Annotated in this window: 15 protein-coding genes; 5 read left to right on the top strand and 10 right to left on the bottom strand. The window is 62.4% G+C overall.

Annotated elements, in window-relative coordinates:
• Positions 1 to 160: 160 nt before the first annotated feature.
• The 7 genes from E8L03_RS11290 to E8L03_RS11260 form a co-directional block, all read right to left on the bottom strand.
• Positions 161 to 1,765: a glycosyltransferase family 39 protein gene (locus tag E8L03_RS11290; protein WP_171267408.1), complete on the bottom strand. Its 1,605-nt coding sequence runs from the start codon at positions 1,763 to 1,765 to the stop codon at positions 161 to 163.
• A 52-nt stretch (positions 1,766 to 1,817) separates the two neighbouring features.
• Entirely contained in the window at positions 1,818 to 2,969 is a 1,152-nt protein-coding gene (locus E8L03_RS11285) for a GtrA family protein (RefSeq protein WP_171267407.1), read from the bottom strand.
• Between the two features lie 305 nt (positions 2,970 to 3,274).
• Positions 3,275 to 4,066: an SDR family NAD(P)-dependent oxidoreductase gene (locus E8L03_RS11280; RefSeq protein WP_144305365.1), complete on the bottom strand. Its 792-nt coding sequence runs from the start codon at positions 4,064 to 4,066 to the stop codon at positions 3,275 to 3,277.
• A gap of 249 nt (positions 4,067 to 4,315) precedes the next feature.
• Complete coding sequence (locus tag E8L03_RS11275; RefSeq protein WP_171267406.1) at positions 4,316 to 5,107, bottom strand: SDR family NAD(P)-dependent oxidoreductase; 792 nt, start codon at positions 5,105 to 5,107, stop codon at positions 4,316 to 4,318.
• A gap of 160 nt (positions 5,108 to 5,267) precedes the next feature.
• The gene (locus E8L03_RS11270) at positions 5,268 to 6,617 is read right to left on the bottom strand and encodes an inner membrane CreD family protein (protein WP_171267405.1); all 1,350 of its coding nucleotides are present in this window, start codon (positions 6,615 to 6,617) and stop codon (positions 5,268 to 5,270) included.
• Positions 6,618 to 6,800: 183 nt separating this feature from the next.
• The gene (locus E8L03_RS11265; RefSeq protein WP_171267404.1) at positions 6,801 to 8,432 is read right to left on the bottom strand and encodes a phytoene desaturase family protein; all 1,632 of its coding nucleotides are present in this window, start codon (positions 8,430 to 8,432) and stop codon (positions 6,801 to 6,803) included.
• 210 nt (positions 8,433 to 8,642) lie between these two features.
• The gene (locus tag E8L03_RS11260) at positions 8,643 to 9,329 is read right to left on the bottom strand and encodes a nuclease-related domain-containing protein (protein WP_171267403.1); all 687 of its coding nucleotides are present in this window, start codon (positions 9,327 to 9,329) and stop codon (positions 8,643 to 8,645) included.
• A 320-nt stretch (positions 9,330 to 9,649) separates the two neighbouring features.
• Between E8L03_RS11260 and E8L03_RS11250 the strand changes: the two genes are divergently transcribed.
• Complete coding sequence (locus E8L03_RS11250; RefSeq protein WP_171267401.1) at positions 9,650 to 10,927, top strand: alpha/beta hydrolase family protein; 1,278 nt, start codon at positions 9,650 to 9,652, stop codon at positions 10,925 to 10,927.
• A 156-nt stretch (positions 10,928 to 11,083) separates the two neighbouring features.
• Here the strand turns inward: E8L03_RS11250 and E8L03_RS11245 are convergent, their stop codons facing one another.
• The gene (locus E8L03_RS11245; RefSeq protein WP_144305360.1) at positions 11,084 to 11,692 is read right to left on the bottom strand and encodes a TetR/AcrR family transcriptional regulator; all 609 of its coding nucleotides are present in this window, start codon (positions 11,690 to 11,692) and stop codon (positions 11,084 to 11,086) included.
• Positions 11,693 to 11,930: 238 nt separating this feature from the next.
• Here E8L03_RS11245 and E8L03_RS11240 point away from each other — a divergent pair, with 238 nt between their 5' ends.
• Both E8L03_RS11240 and E8L03_RS11235 read left to right on the top strand, forming a co-directional pair.
• Complete coding sequence (locus E8L03_RS11240) at positions 11,931 to 12,680, top strand: SDR family oxidoreductase (RefSeq protein WP_171267400.1); 750 nt, start codon at positions 11,931 to 11,933, stop codon at positions 12,678 to 12,680.
• A 246-nt stretch (positions 12,681 to 12,926) separates the two neighbouring features.
• Positions 12,927 to 13,775, top strand: a complete 849-nt coding sequence (locus E8L03_RS11235) for an SDR family oxidoreductase (RefSeq protein WP_171267399.1) — start codon at positions 12,927 to 12,929, stop codon at positions 13,773 to 13,775.
• Between the two features lie 173 nt (positions 13,776 to 13,948).
• On the opposite strand, the gene E8L03_RS11230 is transcribed toward E8L03_RS11235, so the two are convergent.
• The gene (locus tag E8L03_RS11230) at positions 13,949 to 14,536 is read right to left on the bottom strand and encodes an HD domain-containing protein (protein WP_144305357.1); all 588 of its coding nucleotides are present in this window, start codon (positions 14,534 to 14,536) and stop codon (positions 13,949 to 13,951) included.
• A gap of 277 nt (positions 14,537 to 14,813) precedes the next feature.
• Between E8L03_RS11230 and E8L03_RS11225 the strand changes: the two genes are divergently transcribed.
• Both E8L03_RS11225 and E8L03_RS11220 read left to right on the top strand, forming a co-directional pair.
• Entirely contained in the window at positions 14,814 to 15,275 is a 462-nt protein-coding gene (locus tag E8L03_RS11225; protein ID WP_144305356.1) for a MarR family winged helix-turn-helix transcriptional regulator, read from the top strand.
• Between the two features lie 145 nt (positions 15,276 to 15,420).
• Positions 15,421 to 16,428 (top strand): methyltransferase, encoded by a 1,008-nt coding sequence (locus E8L03_RS11220; RefSeq protein WP_171267398.1) that lies wholly within the window; start codon positions 15,421 to 15,423, stop codon positions 16,426 to 16,428.
• 63 nt (positions 16,429 to 16,491) lie between these two features.
• Here E8L03_RS11220 and E8L03_RS11215 read toward each other — a convergent pair whose 3' ends face one another.
• Entirely contained in the window at positions 16,492 to 17,475 is a 984-nt protein-coding gene (locus E8L03_RS11215; RefSeq protein ID WP_171267397.1) for a 4Fe-4S binding protein, read from the bottom strand.
• Positions 17,476 to 17,650: the final 175 nt, after the last annotated feature.

Here is a 17,650-nt window from a genome sequence, read left to right as displayed (position 1 = left end):
GTAATTGATTAATCGTAAATAAATAGACCAATATTTAGTTTGGGTGGTGATCCCCCTCGCCCCCGAAACGTGAAGCACACTGCACCCAGCAGGCACAGCCCGGCGTGGAGGTGGCCCAAGGGGCCGGCTGCGGCAGGATCACCCAGACGATTGGAATCCCTCAGTACGCGGACAGGGCCAGGGCCGGATCATCCGCACGGGTGCGCAGGTCCGGGCCGGCGTCCCTGGAGAAGAGCTGTACGGTGATGATGCCGTAGCGCCAGATTTTGCGCACGCGCATGTGGCGGGTGATGAGCTGCTGGAGGATCTTCTGATGCGGCTCGGTCCTGCCGGCGCGGGTGATCAGCCATACCCGCCGGAGAGAGCTCAGCTCGCGGTCGAGTCTCGCGAGGTCCTTGGCCGAGAGCACCGGGACGCCGAGAATGCCCAGGGGGTACTCGTTGGGCAGGCCGGGCGCGGGATACGATTGCGGCAGGGCGCGCGTCCGCTCCGGATGATCGAAGTAGTAGTCGAAGGGGAGCTCGTTGTGGTTCACGTAGAGCCAGATGGCGTCGCCGGGCAGGCTCTCTGCCGAGACCCGTGCGGCCACGGCGTCCCAGGGCTCCTTGCCGCGGTCCCCCAGGTAGAAGGCGTTGGTCACAGCGGCGAAGAACACGCCGCATATGGCTCCCAGGAGGAGGGCCCGCCAAGTGCGGTTCTCCATGCCGACCAGGCCCAGCGTCACCAGGACGCAGAAGGGCACGGACGCGGCCATCAGGATTCTGGGCAGCATGATTGGCCGGATCAGCAAGCTGATGACCACCACGGCGGCGAACGGCGCGAAGGCCGCAGTCAGCAGCATCACGGTCGCGGGCCAGCGCCCCTCGCGCTTGATGCGCAGGGCTCCGCACACGGCCAGGGCGACGAGGGGAATGCCGACGGCGAGCTTGAGGTAATCGCCCGGACCGAACCACGGCAGTGTGATATCCGGCAGGCCATCCGCCGAAAATACGCTGAAGAATGTGGCCACGACGTGGCGTATCGAGAGAGGCTTGATCCAGAAGTTGGCGGTCACGGCTTCGCTCTGCACGATGAACCACGGCAGGTACGGCAGCCAGAAAACAATCATGACCACGCCGGCCGCAGCCACCTTCCACAGGGGGACCCGGGATCGCTCCAGCAGCATGAGCACTACGGCCAGGGCGACGCCCACCAGCCCGATGGAGATGACGGATGTGTTGTGCAGCCACAGGGCGACGGCGCCCGAGAGGATAAAGACCAGCCAGGCGGCGCGCCTGCCGCGTGGGGAATCCACAGAAGACGGCTCCCGTGCGAGGGCCACGGCCGCGGCGCAGTACAGGGCCATGGCCAGGGTCATCATGGCGTAGGGCCGCGCATCCACGGCGTGATGCACCTGGATGGGCCACAGGGCGAAGAGCACGGCGGCTACCAGGGCCGCGCCGCCCTGCCTTCCCCGCGGTGCGCAAATCCAGCCCAGGGCGAAGACCACCGGCACAGTGGCCACGCTGCACAGCAGCGAGAGCATGCGCAGCGCCGGCTCGCTGCTGCCGAAGAGCCCTTTCCAGAAATGCAGCACCGTATAGTAGAGCGGCGGATGCGTCTCGTAGGAGGGCATCTCGATCCACAGGTCATGTAGGGAGAGGCTGGCGAACCAGTTGCTGTACGCTTCGTCCAGCCAGAGGGGCCTGGCGTCGATGGCGGCGTAGCGCACGGCAAAGGCCACGAGCACGGCAAAGCCGAGCGAGATCCAGGACCGTGTGCTCATGCCGGGCTGGTCCAATGGCGATTGCCAGAGAAGTGCAGTGTGCGCAGGGATGTCATGGGGATTGGGGTGGGAGCTGCCCGGCACGGTCGCCGCAGGATGGGATGCACGACTCCCGCCATGTCCAGCGGGAGTTCAGGAAGTAGTTGACCAGCACGCCGAAGCCGATGCCCACGAGGTTGGAGCCGATGTCCCACAGGCCCAGGCCGCGCGCAAGCAGCAGCAGGATAGCGTAGTTTACCACGCCGGCTATGCCGGCCACCACGTGGAAGCGGATGAACCGCGTCCGAAAGCTCGCCTCGGAGGCGCGTTTGCGAAAGGTGAGCACGTTGTTCAGCAGGAAGTTCCAGATAATGGAGAGCTCGATGGCCACGGGCGAGGCAATCTCCAGAGGCGCACCCACGCTCCGGGTCAGCAGGGTGTAGATGCCCAGATTGACCACCACGCCGCTGGCCCCAACCGCGGAGAAGGTGAGGAACTCCTCGGACTTGCGGAAGCGGATCTTGAAGATATTGAGCAGGAACTCGCTCTGGTCGGCAAAGCTCAGCTTGGACTTGCCCGAGATGCGGTCTGGAAAGACGATAGGCACCTCGATGACGCGCGCCTGGTTGCGGATGAGCTCGAACAGCAGCGAGGACTGGAACGAGTAGCCCTTGGTGGAGAGGAACGAGAGGTCGCACTTGCGGATGAGGTCTGCCTTGATGCAGCGAAAGCCGGAGGTGCAGTCGCGGATGGGAGGCAGGCCGCCCATGAAGCGCAGCATCCAGTTGCCCAGCAGGCTGATGGCGCGGCGGCGCAGGGAAAAGTTGGGGGTGCTGCCGCCCAGGGCGAAGCGCGAGCCGATGACCAGGGAGAAGCCGTGCCTGGCGAGGTCGATGAACACGGGCAGCATGGCCGGGTCGTGCTGCAGGTCGGCGTCCATCTCCAGGATGAGGTCGGGGTCCAGCGTGTCCAGCGCATGCCTGAAGCCGCGCTTGTACGCCTCGCCCAGCCCTTTTTTCCTGCCGCTGATGAGATGGATGTGGGGGTTGTCGGCCATCATCGCGCGGACTACGTCGGCCGTGCCGTCGGGTGAGCTGTCGTCCACCACCAACACGTGCAGCTCGTGGCTGGGTATCTCCTCCTGCCGGGCGAATATCCGCGGCAGCAGCACGGCGACGTTCTCCGCCTCGTTGTAAGTGGGCAGGACGATGACGGCTCGTTGCATGCACGTTCTCCCGATGTGCGGCAGTTCCCGATAGACACAGTGTCCGGCCTTGCCGGCGTGGACGCCCATTGATCCGCTAGAGGTCAAGCTCCGTGTATCATTATTCGCTTCGCGGTGGAAGTGCGGCAGAGGCAATGGCCCGTCAACGTTGGGAAAGCGCTCTGCCATACGGCAGGAAGGCCGGCAGAAAAACGATATGGCATCCGCGTGGCGCCAAGCGCAGGCTCTTCCCCAAAGAAAGCCCCGGCCACCGCGTTCACGCCACGGCGCCGGGGGCAAGAGGTTGCTGGCTGCGCGGAGGCTCGTCAGGCAATGGTGTCCACTATGCCACCTTCCACGCGCAATGCGGCTCCGGTGGTGGCGGATGCCTGGGGCGAGCATGCGTAGACGATCATGTTCGCCACCTCCTCCACGGAGGCCGGCCGCTGGATGATGGACGAGGGCCGTGCGTTTTTCACGAACTCCATGCCCGCCTCCTCGATGGTTTGTCCCTCGGATCTCTGGTCTTCGAGCATGGCGCGCACGCCCTTGCTCAGCGTTGGGCCGGGCAGGACGGAGTTCACCGTGACGCCTGTGCCGGCCAGACGCTTGGCCAGGCCGCGCGCGATGGCCATGTACCCTGTCTTGGTGAAGCCGTAGTGGATCATGTCGGCCGGGATGTTCAGGGCGGACTCCGAGGCCAGGAAGACGATGCGGCCCCAGCCTTTGTTCACCATGCCCTGGCCGTACGCGCGGGCAAGGCGCACTCCGGACATGACGTTGATCTGGAAGAAGCGCTCCCACTCACTGTCCGGCGTCTCGAAGAAGTCCTGCAGCTGGTAGATGCCCAGGTTGTTGACGAGGATGTCGCACGCGGGATGCGCCTGCACCATGGCGTCGCAGCCGGACGCCGTGCCCAGGTCGCCGGCAAAGCCGTCTGCGTCGGCTCCCGGAACATCGGCGCGAATCTGCTGCAAGGCCTCGTCCACGGCGGATTGGGTGCGGCCGTTGACGATAACGCGGGCACCGGCCCGCGCCAGGCCGGTTGCGGTAGCAAGCCCGATACCGGCGGTGGAGCCGGTGACGATAGCGGTTTTACCTGTAAGATCGATCTGCATGGTCTGTCCTTTGCTCGGTACGTTAAAAAGATGGCTCCGTGGCCGGAGCACCAACCTCCAAGCATCGGCCAGGATGCGGAGTATGGGAAGGGTAGAGTTCGGGAAAACTCCGCTCATCTCCCCCTGGCCGTTTGCGCCGGGCAATCTGCCTGGGTCGGAACAATAGCCTGGCCGTTAAGGGACGCGCAGCATGGATACAAGCGCCCGGCAGGTCTGGATGCCTCATCCCAATAGAGGATGGAATGCGCCTCAGGCGATGGTGTCCACCACGCCGCCGTCCACGCGAAGGGCCGCGCCCGTGGTGGCGGAAGCTTCCTTGGAACAGGCGTAGACGATCATGTTTGCCACTTCCTCCACTGTGGCTAGCCGCTGGATGATGGATGTGGGCCGTTCTTGCATTACGAAATTTTTGCCTGCCTCCTCCATGGTTTGCCCCTCGGCGCGTTGCTCTTCGATCAGGACGCTCAGGCCTTTGCTCATGGTGGGACCGGGCAAAACAGAGTTCACCGTCACGCCTGTGCCGGCCAAGCGCTTGGCCAGGCCGCGGGCAATGGACATGACCGCGGTTTTAGTGAAGCCGTAGTGGATTGTGTCGGCCGGGATATTCAGGCCGGATTCCGAAGAGAGAAAGACGATACGGCCCCAGCCATTGTCCGCCATCTTCTGCGCATAAGCGCGGGAGAGCCGTACGCCGGTCATGATGTTGATCTGGAAGATGCGCTCCCATTCACTGTCCGGCGTTTCGAAGAAGTCCAACAGTGTGATGACGCCCAGGTTGTTGACGAGGATGTCGCACGTGGGATGCGCCTGCACCAGGGCGTCGCAGCCGGCGGCCGTGCCCAGGTCGCCGGGGAAACCTTCCGCATCGGCGGCTGGTACTTCCGTGCGAATTTGTTGCAAGGCCTTGTCCACGGCGGATTGCGTTCGGCCGGTGACGATAACGCGCGCTCCGGCCCGTGCCAAGCCGGTTGCGGTAGCAAGCCCGATACCGGCGGTGGAGCCGGTGACGATAGCGGTTTTACCTGTAAGATCGATCTGCATGGTCTGTCCTTTGCTCAGTAGAGTGCGGAATAGCCCCGGCCAGACCGGAGCACTAATCTCCAAGCATCGGACAGGTTGCGGAGTATGGGAAGGGTAGAGTTCGGTTGGGAGATACTGCCCCGGCAAGGCTGGGAGGTTATGATGGGCCGCCCTCGCTTCTTCAATCAAGCGAGAGAATCTCGTCGTCCGGATAGTAGGAGCGGGCCTCGTCCTGCCATGCGCCAGTGCCGTACGCGGGCGTTGCCTTGTTCAAAGATGATGCGCCAGGGCTAGTTGGGGATGGACCGTCCTGGGGCGGGCCGTTGTGGGAGGAGTCGCTGCGCGGTGTTTCGCCGCCGTCCGGGTTCAGGGCCTGCGCCCAGTCCAGCCGACCGGTGAGCTGCATGACGATGAACAGGGTGATGATGCCGAGCACCGTGATGGCCAGGCCGGTGAGCCCTTCGAAAAAGAAGGTGTAGGAGAAGAGCACCAGGTAGATGAACTGGGTGGCGCCGACCTCCACAAGGGCGAAGCGCAGGTTGGCCACGAGCCGCATGTAGCTGATGGCCAGGGCGATGGACACGGCCGCCGAGAGCAGGAACGCCATGTGGATGGAGAGATGATCCGCCGTGTAGGCCAGCAGCAAATGGAAGCTGAAGAAGGCCGCGGCGATGAAGAAGTAGTTCATCGGGTGGAGTTCGATGCGCCGTAGCGTGGTGATGATGAACAGGATGAAGAAGAACAGGAACAGGGAGATGGGCGCGGCTTTGGTGACCTGCTCCACCCAGGGGCCGGGGTTGAGCTTGCGCGGCATGACGAGGCCGATGCGCACGGAGGTGAACAGGCTGCCGTAGCTCCAGGCTAGGCGCCAGCCGTCCTTGGTCCGGGTCTTGACCTTGGGGGCGATGCCGGCGTCCGGGAAGTCGATGTCCGCAAAGTTGCAGTCCATCACCAGCTTGAAGTTCCTGACATTCTCCACGTTCTGGCCAAAGGAGTACCACCACTGGCCCATGCCCTGGACATCGTAGGAGACCTGGACCGTGGTGGCGGCGCCCGGCTTGGGTGGGAGCGCGCACTCCACATAGCCGTCCTTCATGCTGAACGAATCCAGTGGCTTGCCGTCCACACGCACGCTGAAGTTCTCGAACACGGCGTCTGTTTTGGGCAGCGGCATGACGAACGTGTACTGCCGGACGCCGGTTGGTTGAGAGACATTGTACGTGCCGGAAAAGGACGACTGGTAGGTGGGGTACCAGAGCAGACCCTTGCGGCGGTGCTCCAGATCGATTTTTACGGCGATGTCGCTCGCGTCGATGCTGCCGGCCTGGGGCATTCCCCAGGAGGATGCGTCCGCGGCAACGTAATGCGTCGTGGGCGCAGGCTGTACGATGGGTCCGCCCCAGAGCTGGCCGACGTCGCGCTGGAGCTTGATGCTTTGCGTTGTGGTCCGCTGGCTGACCGTGGCGCTGAGGTAGATCCACGCAGCCGAGGTGGCGACGAAGATAAGGACTATGGGGATGATGCGGCGCATGGGCACACTCCTTGTTCAAGAGGGCAGGCCCGGCGCGCAGGCATTGCGCTCGGGCTGCCATGAACAGAGCATGCCGCGTCGCTGTGCAGCACGTATGCGTGGAATGTGGAAATTCGGGCGGAAGGCTGTGCAGGGCGCGTGCAGGCGCCGGCGGATATGGACGACGCCTGCCCCTGGTTTTCCCTACGCCGTGTGGATCAAGGCCTTGGCCAGGTCCCGGAAGGCGGACTTGCCGCCCAGCATGGCCCCGGCGTAGCCGCCGCCGGGGTTGCCCCAGGCGCTGGCCAGGTACAGGCCCGGCACGCCGGTTTTGTTGGAGATGCGGCTCATGAAGGAGTTGTCCACGGTCTGGTTGTAGCCGTAGATCGCGCCGGCCGGGTTGCGAGTGTAGCGCAGGTTGGTCAGGGGCGTGGCGCTTTCCTTCATGACGATCATTTTGGAAAGCCCGGGAATGGCGTGCTGCTCCACCTGGCTGATGAGCAGATCCGTAAGCCGCGCCTTTTCCGCGTGGTAGGCGTCATTGCGGCCGGCCAGGTAGTCGGCCTCGAACTGCTGCCAGTGGCTTGCGTCGCACAGCGTGATGATGGAGATGCTTGTGCAGCCGCGAGGGGAAAAGCCAGGCACCAGGCTGTCGTAGACCATGAGCGAGAAGCCGGCGTGCTCGAAATCGCAGGCCATGGCGTACTTGTAGCCGGCCTCCATATCCGTGCTCCGGTAGAAGCTGAGCTCGCCATCCGGGAAACGCGGGGCGATGTCCTGGCCCAGGCCCAGCCAGACGATGAAGCTGCCAGGGCTGTACGTGTAGGTGTCGATCTTCTGCTGCGCCTCGCCGGGCAGGGTGCCGGCCGGCAGCATGGAGCCGAACAGCTGGGGGGCGCTGGCGTTGCAGACAACCGCGCTGGCCCGGTACTCCGCGCTGTCCGCCGTCTTTACGCCCACGGCGCGGCCCTTTTCCACAAGAATGGAGTCTACGCGGGCCCCATACTTGATCACGCCGCCGGCGTTGATGATGGCGTTGGCCAGCGCCTCGGATAGGGTGCGCGACGTACCCTTGAGATAGGCCCCGCCGTAGCGCAGGTACTGCGCCGTGGGCTCCAGATAGAAGAACGCCGACAGGCGGGACGGCGGCAGGCCATAGTAGCCGCAGCTCTGGGTGAGCACGGCCTTGAGCGCAGGGTCGTCGATATGGTCGTCCACCACCTGACCGATGCTCTTGTCGTGAATGTACCAGAGGTTTTTGAACACTTTCGGGAACCTGGATTTGTCCATGCCGGGTAGCTCCGCATCCAGGCGGGCGGTCTCCTCCTGTACGCCGCGCCAGACGGCGAAGTATCTGGCAAGGCCGGCGGCCTGATCCGGGAACAGCGCCGTGAGCTGGCGTTCGAACCCGTCCAGACCGGCCTTGGCCGGCACGCTCAGGGAGAAGTCCGGGAAGCGCGATGACCAGGCGCTGGGATGCTCGGCCATGTCCAGTTTGTCCCACAGATCGAGGTCGGTCAGCATGGCGGCCATGGACGGCGCGTGGAACGAGGAGGAGTGCAGGGACACTTCGCAGGTGAAGTCGCCCTTGTCGGATGGCCGCGTGAAGGACGAGGCGTAACCGCCGGGCATGTGGTACTGCTCCAGCAGCAGGGGCTTGAAGCCGTTGCGCGCCAGATAGGCCGCGCAGGTCAGGCCGCCCAGACCGGCCCCGACCACGATAACGTCGAGCTCGCCGGCGCTCTTACCGGCCAGGGCGGCGACGGGAAACTGCCAGCGGGCAAGACTCGTTGCGGCGGCCATTGCGGACAGACGGAGGAAGAATCGGCGGTCCATGGAGCATCTCCCAGGATAATCAGTTGGATCGGGCTGACGGCCGGTCATGGCAAGGCGCATAAACGCGGGCAGCCATGGTAGGAGCGTAACACCTTATCCCGCCGTGGCCTGGTCTTGGCAAGCGTCAATGCTGTTCAGAGGCGGAAATATTTCAGGATGCTACAGCGGAGTATCGGGCCATGGCAGACCGGTGGAATGGCGTCCGCGTCATCACAGCTCCCGCGTGAACCGGCACTTGGGGTAGCCGGAGCATCCCAGAAACTTCGCGCCCTGGCGCGGGCCGTTGCGCACAGTGCGTTCCACCAGGGCCTGGCCGCACTTGGGGCAGGTGTCTGTGCTTTCGTAGCGCTCTTTCACGCTGCGGATGTGCTTGCGCCGTGTGGCCAGCGTCCTGGCCATCCGTTCCGACGAGAGCCGCTCGATAATGTCATCCACCTCGCCATCCGTGAAGAGCGCCGTCTTGAACTGCTTGATGTACCTGGTGAAGCCGCGGTTCATGACGTTGGCGGGCATCTCGGTCTTGAAGGTGCTCTCGCCCGAGAAGAAGACGATGGAGTGGAAGCACTCCTTATCGATCCCTGTGGCGTCGGACAATGCTTTGATATGTTTGTAGTTCTGGTGCAGCGGATTCTGGAAGCGGAACTTCTTGCGGCCGAATGTCTGCGTCCACTGGCGGTCCTTCTCCGATCCGAAGATCCAGCCGTCGTAGTGCTTGGTTTCGATGACGAAGATGCCGTAGCGCGAGACGATGACGTGGTCGATCTGCGTGGTGCCGTTGTCCGTCTGCAAGGTGATGTTGTGCAGCCGGCGATACCCGCGGCTGTCGAGCTTGGCCCAACATCCGAACCGGACGGTCTGCTTGCCCACGAACCCTTTGATGATCGACTTCAACGCCATAGAAGCGCTCCCGTTCCAAAGTGGTGTCCGATATGATGTATTGCGGTGCGATTCATTCCATTCTGCAATTATCATGGCATGTAATGGTGCAAGAAAGCTTGAGCAAGGCTCGTGCGACCATCCTCGATGCGCAGCAGGATAGGTTGAACGAAAAGGCTAGTACAGCTTTGGTAATTCGAAGCGCCGGAAACATTGTTTTGGAGCATGAGCGCGCAGGCATGAAAAAGTTCAACCAGCGTACAACAGGCTGAGATCCTTGATCCATACGACCAACTGCGGTACGAGGGCGGCTCAGGACCTTCAATAGAGGAGGACAGGATATGATTTCGTTCAGATTCGCTGCCTTCCCTCTGGCAGCCGTGCTGCTCGTCGCATTGAGCCTGCGGCCCGACGTGGTGCGGGCTGCAGAAGAAACCGCCTTCGACGCCCACGCCAACACGTTCAGCTACTTCTTTGAGGACGGGGACATGGATTTCCACTTCGGAAACCTGATCCTTGGCTCTGCCGGCAATGGCGGGGTGGAAACCGGCGAGGCATATTACGTCGCCTCGCAGATTCAGGACGGCGACGCAGCGAGCTGGCAGCAGCAGTGGTTCGAGCTGGCCCGGCGCGTCCAGGCCCGGGGCGAGCAATCCCTGGCTGGCGGCCACACTGTCAGCGCGTGCACGCAATTCCTGCGTGCCGCCTACTACTACCGCCTTTCCGTGATTTCCATGCTGCCGGACGACCCGCAGCTCAAGGAGCGCGCCGCCGCGGCGCGGGAGCTGATGCGAAAGGCCGGCGCGCTGATGGACCCGCCCCTGGAGTACATCGAGATTCCCTTCGAGGATACCGTGCTGCCGGGCTTCTTCCGCAAGGCAGCGAACGGCTATGCGCCCACAAAGACGCTCATCATGATCGGCGGCGGCGAGACGTTCGCCGAGGACCTCTACTTCTACATCGCGCCGCAGGCCTTCGCGCGCGGCTACAACTTCATGACCGTGGATCTGCCCGGGCAGGGCGTGCTGCCGTCCGAAGGGCTCGTGTTCCGGCCGGACATGTACGTGCCCATGCAGGCCGTTGTGGACTACGCCGTGGGCATGCCGGAAGTGGATACGGAGCGGCTGGCCATGTTCGGCTACAGCGGCGGGGGCGGGTTTGCGCCGCAGGCCGCGGAGCACGATCCGCGCATCAAGGCCGTGGTCATGAGCGCCGCCGTGGTGGACGCCTACCCGCTGTTCTCTGACATGCCGGCAGTGGTGGCGACTCCGGAGGAGATGGCCGCCTGGAGCAGCTTCCACGCCAATGTGGTCCAGGTCATCTGCTGGCGCTGGGGCGTGCCCATGGATACGCCCTCCGCCCTGGCCGAGGCCAACAAGGGCTTTACCTTCGACCCGACCGGCATCGACGTCCCGGCGCTCATCGTGGTGGGCGAGGGCGAGATGAAGAGCGACGAGGTCAGGCGGCAGCAGAAGCTCGCCTTGGGCGGCTTCAGCAACCCGGACTCGAAGATGGTGGTCACCCCATCCAACGAAGGCGCCTCCAACCACTGCATCATGGAGAACAGGAGCATCGTGGGCCAGGTGGTCTTTGACTGGCTGGACGACATTTTCGAGTAGCTTCCAGAGCGTCGCGTGCACAGTGAGGGCTGGCTCCGTCGGGGTCGGCCCTTTTTGGTGATAAGACTTCAGAAAAAGTGCATCGGGACAGCGGCAGCAGAGTAGGTTGGCGAAGGGCAACCATGTCAGAGCGGTTGAGAATCAGAAGCTCAAAAACTATCGAACGTTACCTTTGTTGGCCAGCCCGGCGAAGACCACCGAAACGATCTGCTGCAGCAGGTCCTCCCGGTCTTCGTCTTTGTGCTCCAGAACCATGCTGGGGTGGTGGAAGGAAGACGTCGCCTCCAGAAGCACCACCACGGCATTGTCCTGGCCCTCGGCAGGAAAGGCGCCGGCGTCCACGGCCTTGCGCAGGACGTCGCCAAGCAGACGGCGTACATTCGCCTGGTGCTGCCGGACGAACGGTTTGTCCAGCTCGACCGCCATGTTGAACGTCTTGTAAAGCTCCGGGTCGGTCCGGATCTTCTCCAGCTTCATCCTGTGAAGCGTCAAGAACCAGCGGATGAGGCGAGTGCGCGGCTCAAGATCCGCCTGGCTGGCCGATTCCAGAGCAGCGTCTATCTGGTTGAGCCAGCGCTCGGAGATAGCGTCGGTCACGGCCGCTTTGTCCGGGAAGTGGTTGTACAACGCCGCATGGCTCACCTTGAGCTTTTTGGCGACATCGGTAAGCCGGAATTTGTCGAGGCCGAACTGGCGGATATTGCGGGTCGCGATGTCGATGGCCTTTTCCACCAACTCCGCAGACGTCAATCCTGTTCTAGGCATGGGCTCCTACCATGTTTTCCTCCGCCTTGTCGCATCAAGCGCTATAATAGGTTACTTTTTCTGAAGAAATAATGGGCAATGGGCTCCAAGTCAAACTGGCAGCGCTGTGTGCAGAACGGCGCGAGCCTGACAGGCGCTGGAACCACGAAAATGTTTTGACAGGTGCAAAGTTACAAATTATATTTTTCGAAACTTGTAATATATAGTTTGCAACAAGCCAAGAACAAAGGAGAGATGCGTGAGTAACTCATATGGTTCAGGAAAAACAGCCATCGTTACAGGTGGTTCGCGCGGCATCGGTAAGGCCGTGGCCCTGCGCCTGGCCGATGATGGCTTTGCCGTGGTGGTCAGCTTCCACGGCAACGAAAAGAAGGCTCAGGAGACAGTCGCAGCGATCGAGGCCAAAGGCGGGCGCGCTGTGGCTGTGCAAGGCGACGTGGGAAATACCGATGACGTGGCTGCATTGTTCGCCTCGGCAAAGGAAGCTTTCGGCAGCGTGGACGTGGTGGTGAATTGCGCCGGCATCATGGCGCTGACCCCCATTGCCGAGCTGGACATGGACACGTTCGACAAGGTCATCCACACGAACCTGCGGGGGACGTACAACGTTCTTGGCCACGCGGCGAAGAACGTGGCCAGGGGCGGACGGATCATCGCGTTTTCGTCCAGCGTTCTCGGCATGTCGTTCCCGGCCTACGGTCCGTATATCGCGTCCAAGGCGGGGGTCGAAGGTCTGGTCCGGGTGCTGGCCAATGAACTGCGCGGCAAGGGCATCGCCGTCAACGCCATCGCCCCCGGGCCTGTGGACACGGAGCTGTTTCGGGCCGGCAAGACCGAGGAGCAGATCGAACGGATCAGCAAGCTGCCGTCGCTGGAGCAGCGCATTGCAACGCCCGAGGACATCGTTGGCGTGGTTTCCTTCCTCACAGGGCCGGACGGCGCGTGGGTCAACGCCCAGGTCCTGCGCGTCAGTGGCGGGTTTGCCTGATGTAATTGGATGACCCGCCGTCCCAAATTGATGAACAAGCCGGAGTCGTACGATTCCGGCTTTTCCTTTTTATGGATTATATTCCGACAACTACCTGAAACAAAAGGATTTATGCATCGTAGAAAGGAGGCGCGGGAGGTCGTTCGCCTTGCGGGGATTTCATCATCTGTCTGCAAAAGGCACTTACACCAGGGAACCGCCGGTGGTATCATGTGCGGAAAAACAGTCTCATAAGGAGATATCCCCATGATCATTATTACCGGAGCCTCTGGCCAGCTTGGCCATCTCGTCGTCAGTTCGCTTCTCGAAACCGTCCCCGCCTCCGCAGTCATCGGCTTGGCGCGCAACACGGACAAGGCGCAGGATCTTGCAGACCGAGGCGTCCAGGTCCGCCACGTCGACTACGACAAGCCCGAGACCCTGGGCCCTGCCCTGGAAGGCGGCGAAAAGCTGCTGCTGATCTCGGCTAACGAGGTGGGCCGGCGGGTACCGCAGCACCAGGCCGTGATCGACGCGGCAAAACAAGCCGGCGTCTCGCTGATGGCCTACACCAGCATCCTGCACGCGGACACCACGCCCATCGGCCTGGCCGAGGAGCACAAGGCGACCGAGGCGTACCTGAAAGCGTCTGGAATCCCACACGTTCTACTGCGTAATGGCTGGTATACGGAGAACTACACCGCGCAGATTCCCGGCGCTCTGGAGCGCGGCGTGCTCCTCGGGTGCGCGGGCAACGGCAGGATCGCCTCGGCGGCGCGGGCCGATTACGCCGCGGCCGCAGCCGCCGCGCTGACCCACGAGAATCAGGCCGGCAGCGTGTACGAGTTGGCCGGGGACGAGGCCTACACCCTGGCCGATCTGGCCGCGGAGGTCGCGCGCCAGAGCGGCAAGCCCTTTGTCTACAAGGACATGCCCTGTGAGGCGTTCCAGGCCGCGCTCAAAGAGGCGGGCCTGCCGGATGGGATAGCCACCATGCTGGCCGACTCGGACGCCGCGGTGGCCAAGAACGCGCTCTTTGATGACGGCAGGGCGCTCAGCCGGCTCATCGGACGGCCGACCACGCCGCTGGCGGATATGGTCAAGGCCGTTCTGTAACGAGCGGCTCGTCTTGAGAGGGCCCCTGATCGAAAAGGATCGCACAGCCGGGGTCTTCGGCTTCCGGCTGTGTGCGTTTTTCAGAATGAGACCGCGCGGGATACGCCGGAAGAGCTGCCGGAAGAGCTGTCGTGGGGGCGACTAGCAGTGTGACGTGTCCTTATCACGAACCATTATTCATGGGTACAGGATCGCGCCAGCAGACATGATTCCGTCTCGGCATCGATCGGTTCGCGCAGCTCGCGCATGAACTGATCCAGGAGAGTGTATCTCTTTCCATAGTCGAGGTTGAAGGCGTAATCGACGAAGCCGTCGGGGTTTGCGCCCTGCACGTGCTGGAGCAGTGTTTCAAGCTTGTCCAGGGCCTTGACCACACGCGCTTCCGGGCTTTTGGCAAACTCGTACTCCTCCCACAGCTCCAGCAGCTCCTGCTGCATATCCGGGGGCAGCGGCCGCACGAGGTCGAGCATGTCGTCCCGTTCCTGGCCGCTCTTGGAGCCGTTTTGCTTGGTGGCCGGGATATCGCCGTGAATCGCTTCGCCAAGATCGTGTATGATGCAGAGCTGGAGTATTCGCAAGCCATCCAGGTCGGGATAGCGTCGGCTCACCAGCATGGCGAACAGGCAGAGCCGCCAGCTGTGCTCGGCCGTGCTTTCCTGCCGGCCTGTCTGCGTCCAGGTATAGCGCAGCGTACTCTTCAGCCGTTCGGCCCTGCGCAGGAAGTCCAGCATGGGGTAGATTGAATCGTCACCAAAAGCCATCGTAGCAATCCTTTGAAATAGCAGCATGTTCGAATGACAGGAGCAGTCCGGAAAGAGCGCTCGCCTCATCAGAACAGATTTTTTGGGTGCTTCATAGCCATATTCCACGGTTGCTCGCAAAGGCCACCAATCGCGCCGGTATCCGTGAAAATTTCAGATAAACAGATTCGATTTTGGGCGTCGCGCGAGACGCGTGGGATCATGTCGAGGCGTCTGGCAATCACAAACAAAAGTTTAGCACCTTGACCTTTTTGTTTAGCACCTATATGATTCTTGTATGCGATCATTCCATGAGATGGAGCAGGAGCTGGCGGCTCTGCCCAAGGTGCTGGACAAGTACGCCCGGATAAGCAGGATGCCCTTTGATTTCGGGATGGAGAAGCCGCTGTACCCAACAGAGGTGCACATGGTCAGCGAGGTGGCCGCTCGCGGGCCAGTATCGGTGACGGAGCTGGGCCGCCGTTTCGGCGTGACCAAAGGTGCGGCCTCGCAGATGGTGGGCAAGCTGGTGCAGAAAGGCCTGCTCAGTAAACGGCAGGACCCGGAAAAGGGCTCCAGGTGGTTGGTCGAACCTACGGAAAAAGGGCGCTACGTCCACAATCACCACACGGCGTTTCACAGGGAGCACGACAAGGAGTTCATGGAGTACCTGGGGCGTCTCTCCGAGGCCGAGTTCACAACCGTAGCGAGCTTGTTCCATAGAATGGAGCGCTGGCTGGATTCCTATCTCGATGGCTGATTGGCCATCGGGCTAGTTTTGCTCGGGCTGGTCTGTACTGGCAGCGTGAAAGACGCTGGGATCAGAGGCCCTGAGTGCGGTTTGATTCGTAAAAAGTGTTTGCATAATGAGAATGAATTTCATTATCATAAAAAAGGAATAAATTATGCTCCGACCAACATGCGACTTTCAACCCCTTGAGCAGTTCATGACGCGGGATGTCACATTCCACGCTGTGCTGCAAAGCCTCCGCCTGGGGCTCTTCGATACGCTGGAGAAGGGCCCGTACACAGCGGAGCAGATAGCACTGATGTATGGATTTCTGCCGGAGCCTACCGAGGCGCTCCTCGATCTGTTGGCAACCCACAACCTGCTGGCGCGCAATGGCGATGGCTACAAGAACGCTCCACTGGTCTCGGAGTATCTGGTCTCCGGCTCCACATTTTTTCAGGGCACGGCCATGGAGCTCAACAATCGCTTCAACCAGTACATCGTCAGCGAGTTCATGCCGCTGCTCAAGGGAGAGTCTCAGGCCAGGGGGCGCACGGACGATGATTGGGGCAACGCCGACACCATGCGCGGCACGCTGCAGTATGCGATCCTCGGGGCCTTGCAGGATACCGTGGCGTTTATCGCCGATCTGCCCGGCTTCCAGAGCTTCCGCGCCATGGCGGACATCGGCGGCAACCACGGCGAGTACAGCATGGCGCTTCTGGAGCTAAATCCCAACCTGCGCAGCACGGTGTGGGACCTGCCCGGTGTGGTCGAGACGGCGGAGGAGCATATTGCGGAACGCGGATTCTCGGACCGGGTGACGGTCAGGCCCTGCGACTTGCGCACAGAGCGGCTCCCTGCCGGAGAGTACGACCTGGTGCTCGCCTCCCACGTGCTGTACGGCTTCATGGACGACCTGCCGGGGTTCCTGGGAACAATCCACGCTGCGCTCAAAAGCGGAGGATGGTTCGTTGCCCAGCACATGAACCCAGCGTCGGATATGCCGCCGAAGCAGAAATGCTCGCTGGAGTTCGTCACCCGCATGGTCGGATATCGCACGCATTTCATCTCCCGTGACCAACTGGAATCGGCCATGGACGCAGCAGGCTTCCAGAACTTCAGAACCGGCGCGGCCGGGCGGAATCAATGCGGCCTGATCGTGGCTGGGCAGCGGACATAGCCCGCCACCAGTTGGGAAAGGATGAAGCCGGGGTCATGCGATCCCGGCTTTTCTATGTATGGGCTACATGCCGCCGAGCGCCTGGGCGTACAGCGACTTGAGCATCATCGGCGGCAGGCTGGAGTGCCAGTGCCCGGTCAGCTGTGCCACCAGCCAGAACGCGAGGAACAGGCCGACGGTGGCCACGGCCAGAAACGCCCAGTGTACGGGCCGGCCCAGCACCGTGACGTGGAGCGCATGCTGCCTGGAGCACGAGCCCACGCAGCGGGCGCAGCCGATGCACTCGGGCGTGCGGATGGTCGTCTTCTCGTGGATCGGGATATTCGCCGGACACACGCGCTGGCAGCTCTGGCAGCCCGTGCAGGCATCCGCCGTGCGTCTGATATTCGTGATCCCCACCCAGGAGAGCAGCCCCAACAACGCGCCGTACGGGCACAGCCAGCGGCACCAGGCGTTGCGGAAGAGCAGGCTGATTGCCACCAGGGAGCCGAGCACCACAAGCGCGGTGTGCGACGGGCTCATGAAGAAGCGCAGCAGATGCGCATCCGCCGTGAGGTTGTAGCGACCCATGAGGAAGGCTTGCAGGGCCGCGCCGCTCATGACCACCACTACGGTGAACAGGAAGAAGGCCAGCAGCGGGTACTTGAGCGTTTTGACCGCAATGTCCAACATGCGCGGAACCCGGCGCTCCAGCCCGAGCCTGCGGCCGGCCGCGGCCAGAAGATTTGAGATGAGCCCCACCGGGCAGATGTACGCGCAGAAGCCCCGACGCAGCAGCACGCCGGTGCACAGGGCAAAGAGCAGGATGGTCAGCCCGGCCGGGTGTGCGGGATCGTACGAACCGGTCAGGATAAAGTGCTTGAGCCCGAGCAGGGCGCTGATGGGCAGAAAGCCTTCCACACCGGCCGGCCTGGACACGGCGTCGCCCGCGCCGGTCTGGGCCCAGACACAGAACTGGTAGAAGCGCCAGCCGATGAAGATGCACACGAGGGCGAAAACTATTTGGACGACGCGCTGAAGAAGAGCGGGAGTGAGTTTCGATAGCATGGCCGCCCGTGTACACCCGTTGTGGGCCTCCGGGTGTCGCCAGGGCGACATTTTACAGAATGTTAATGGAGACGACCGACGGGGGGTGTGTGACGCGCTGCTTCAATATTCTTGCAATAGGAACAGCATGATAGGGCTCACGAGCCCCCCCGGGACAAATCGCAGCAAGGACAGG

It is taken from the genome of Oceanidesulfovibrio marinus (genome assembly GCF_013085545.1).
Classification (GTDB): Bacteria; Desulfobacterota; Desulfovibrionia; order Desulfovibrionales; family Desulfovibrionaceae; genus Oceanidesulfovibrio; species Oceanidesulfovibrio marinus.
This window is presented reverse-complemented; position numbering and strand designations above follow the sequence as displayed.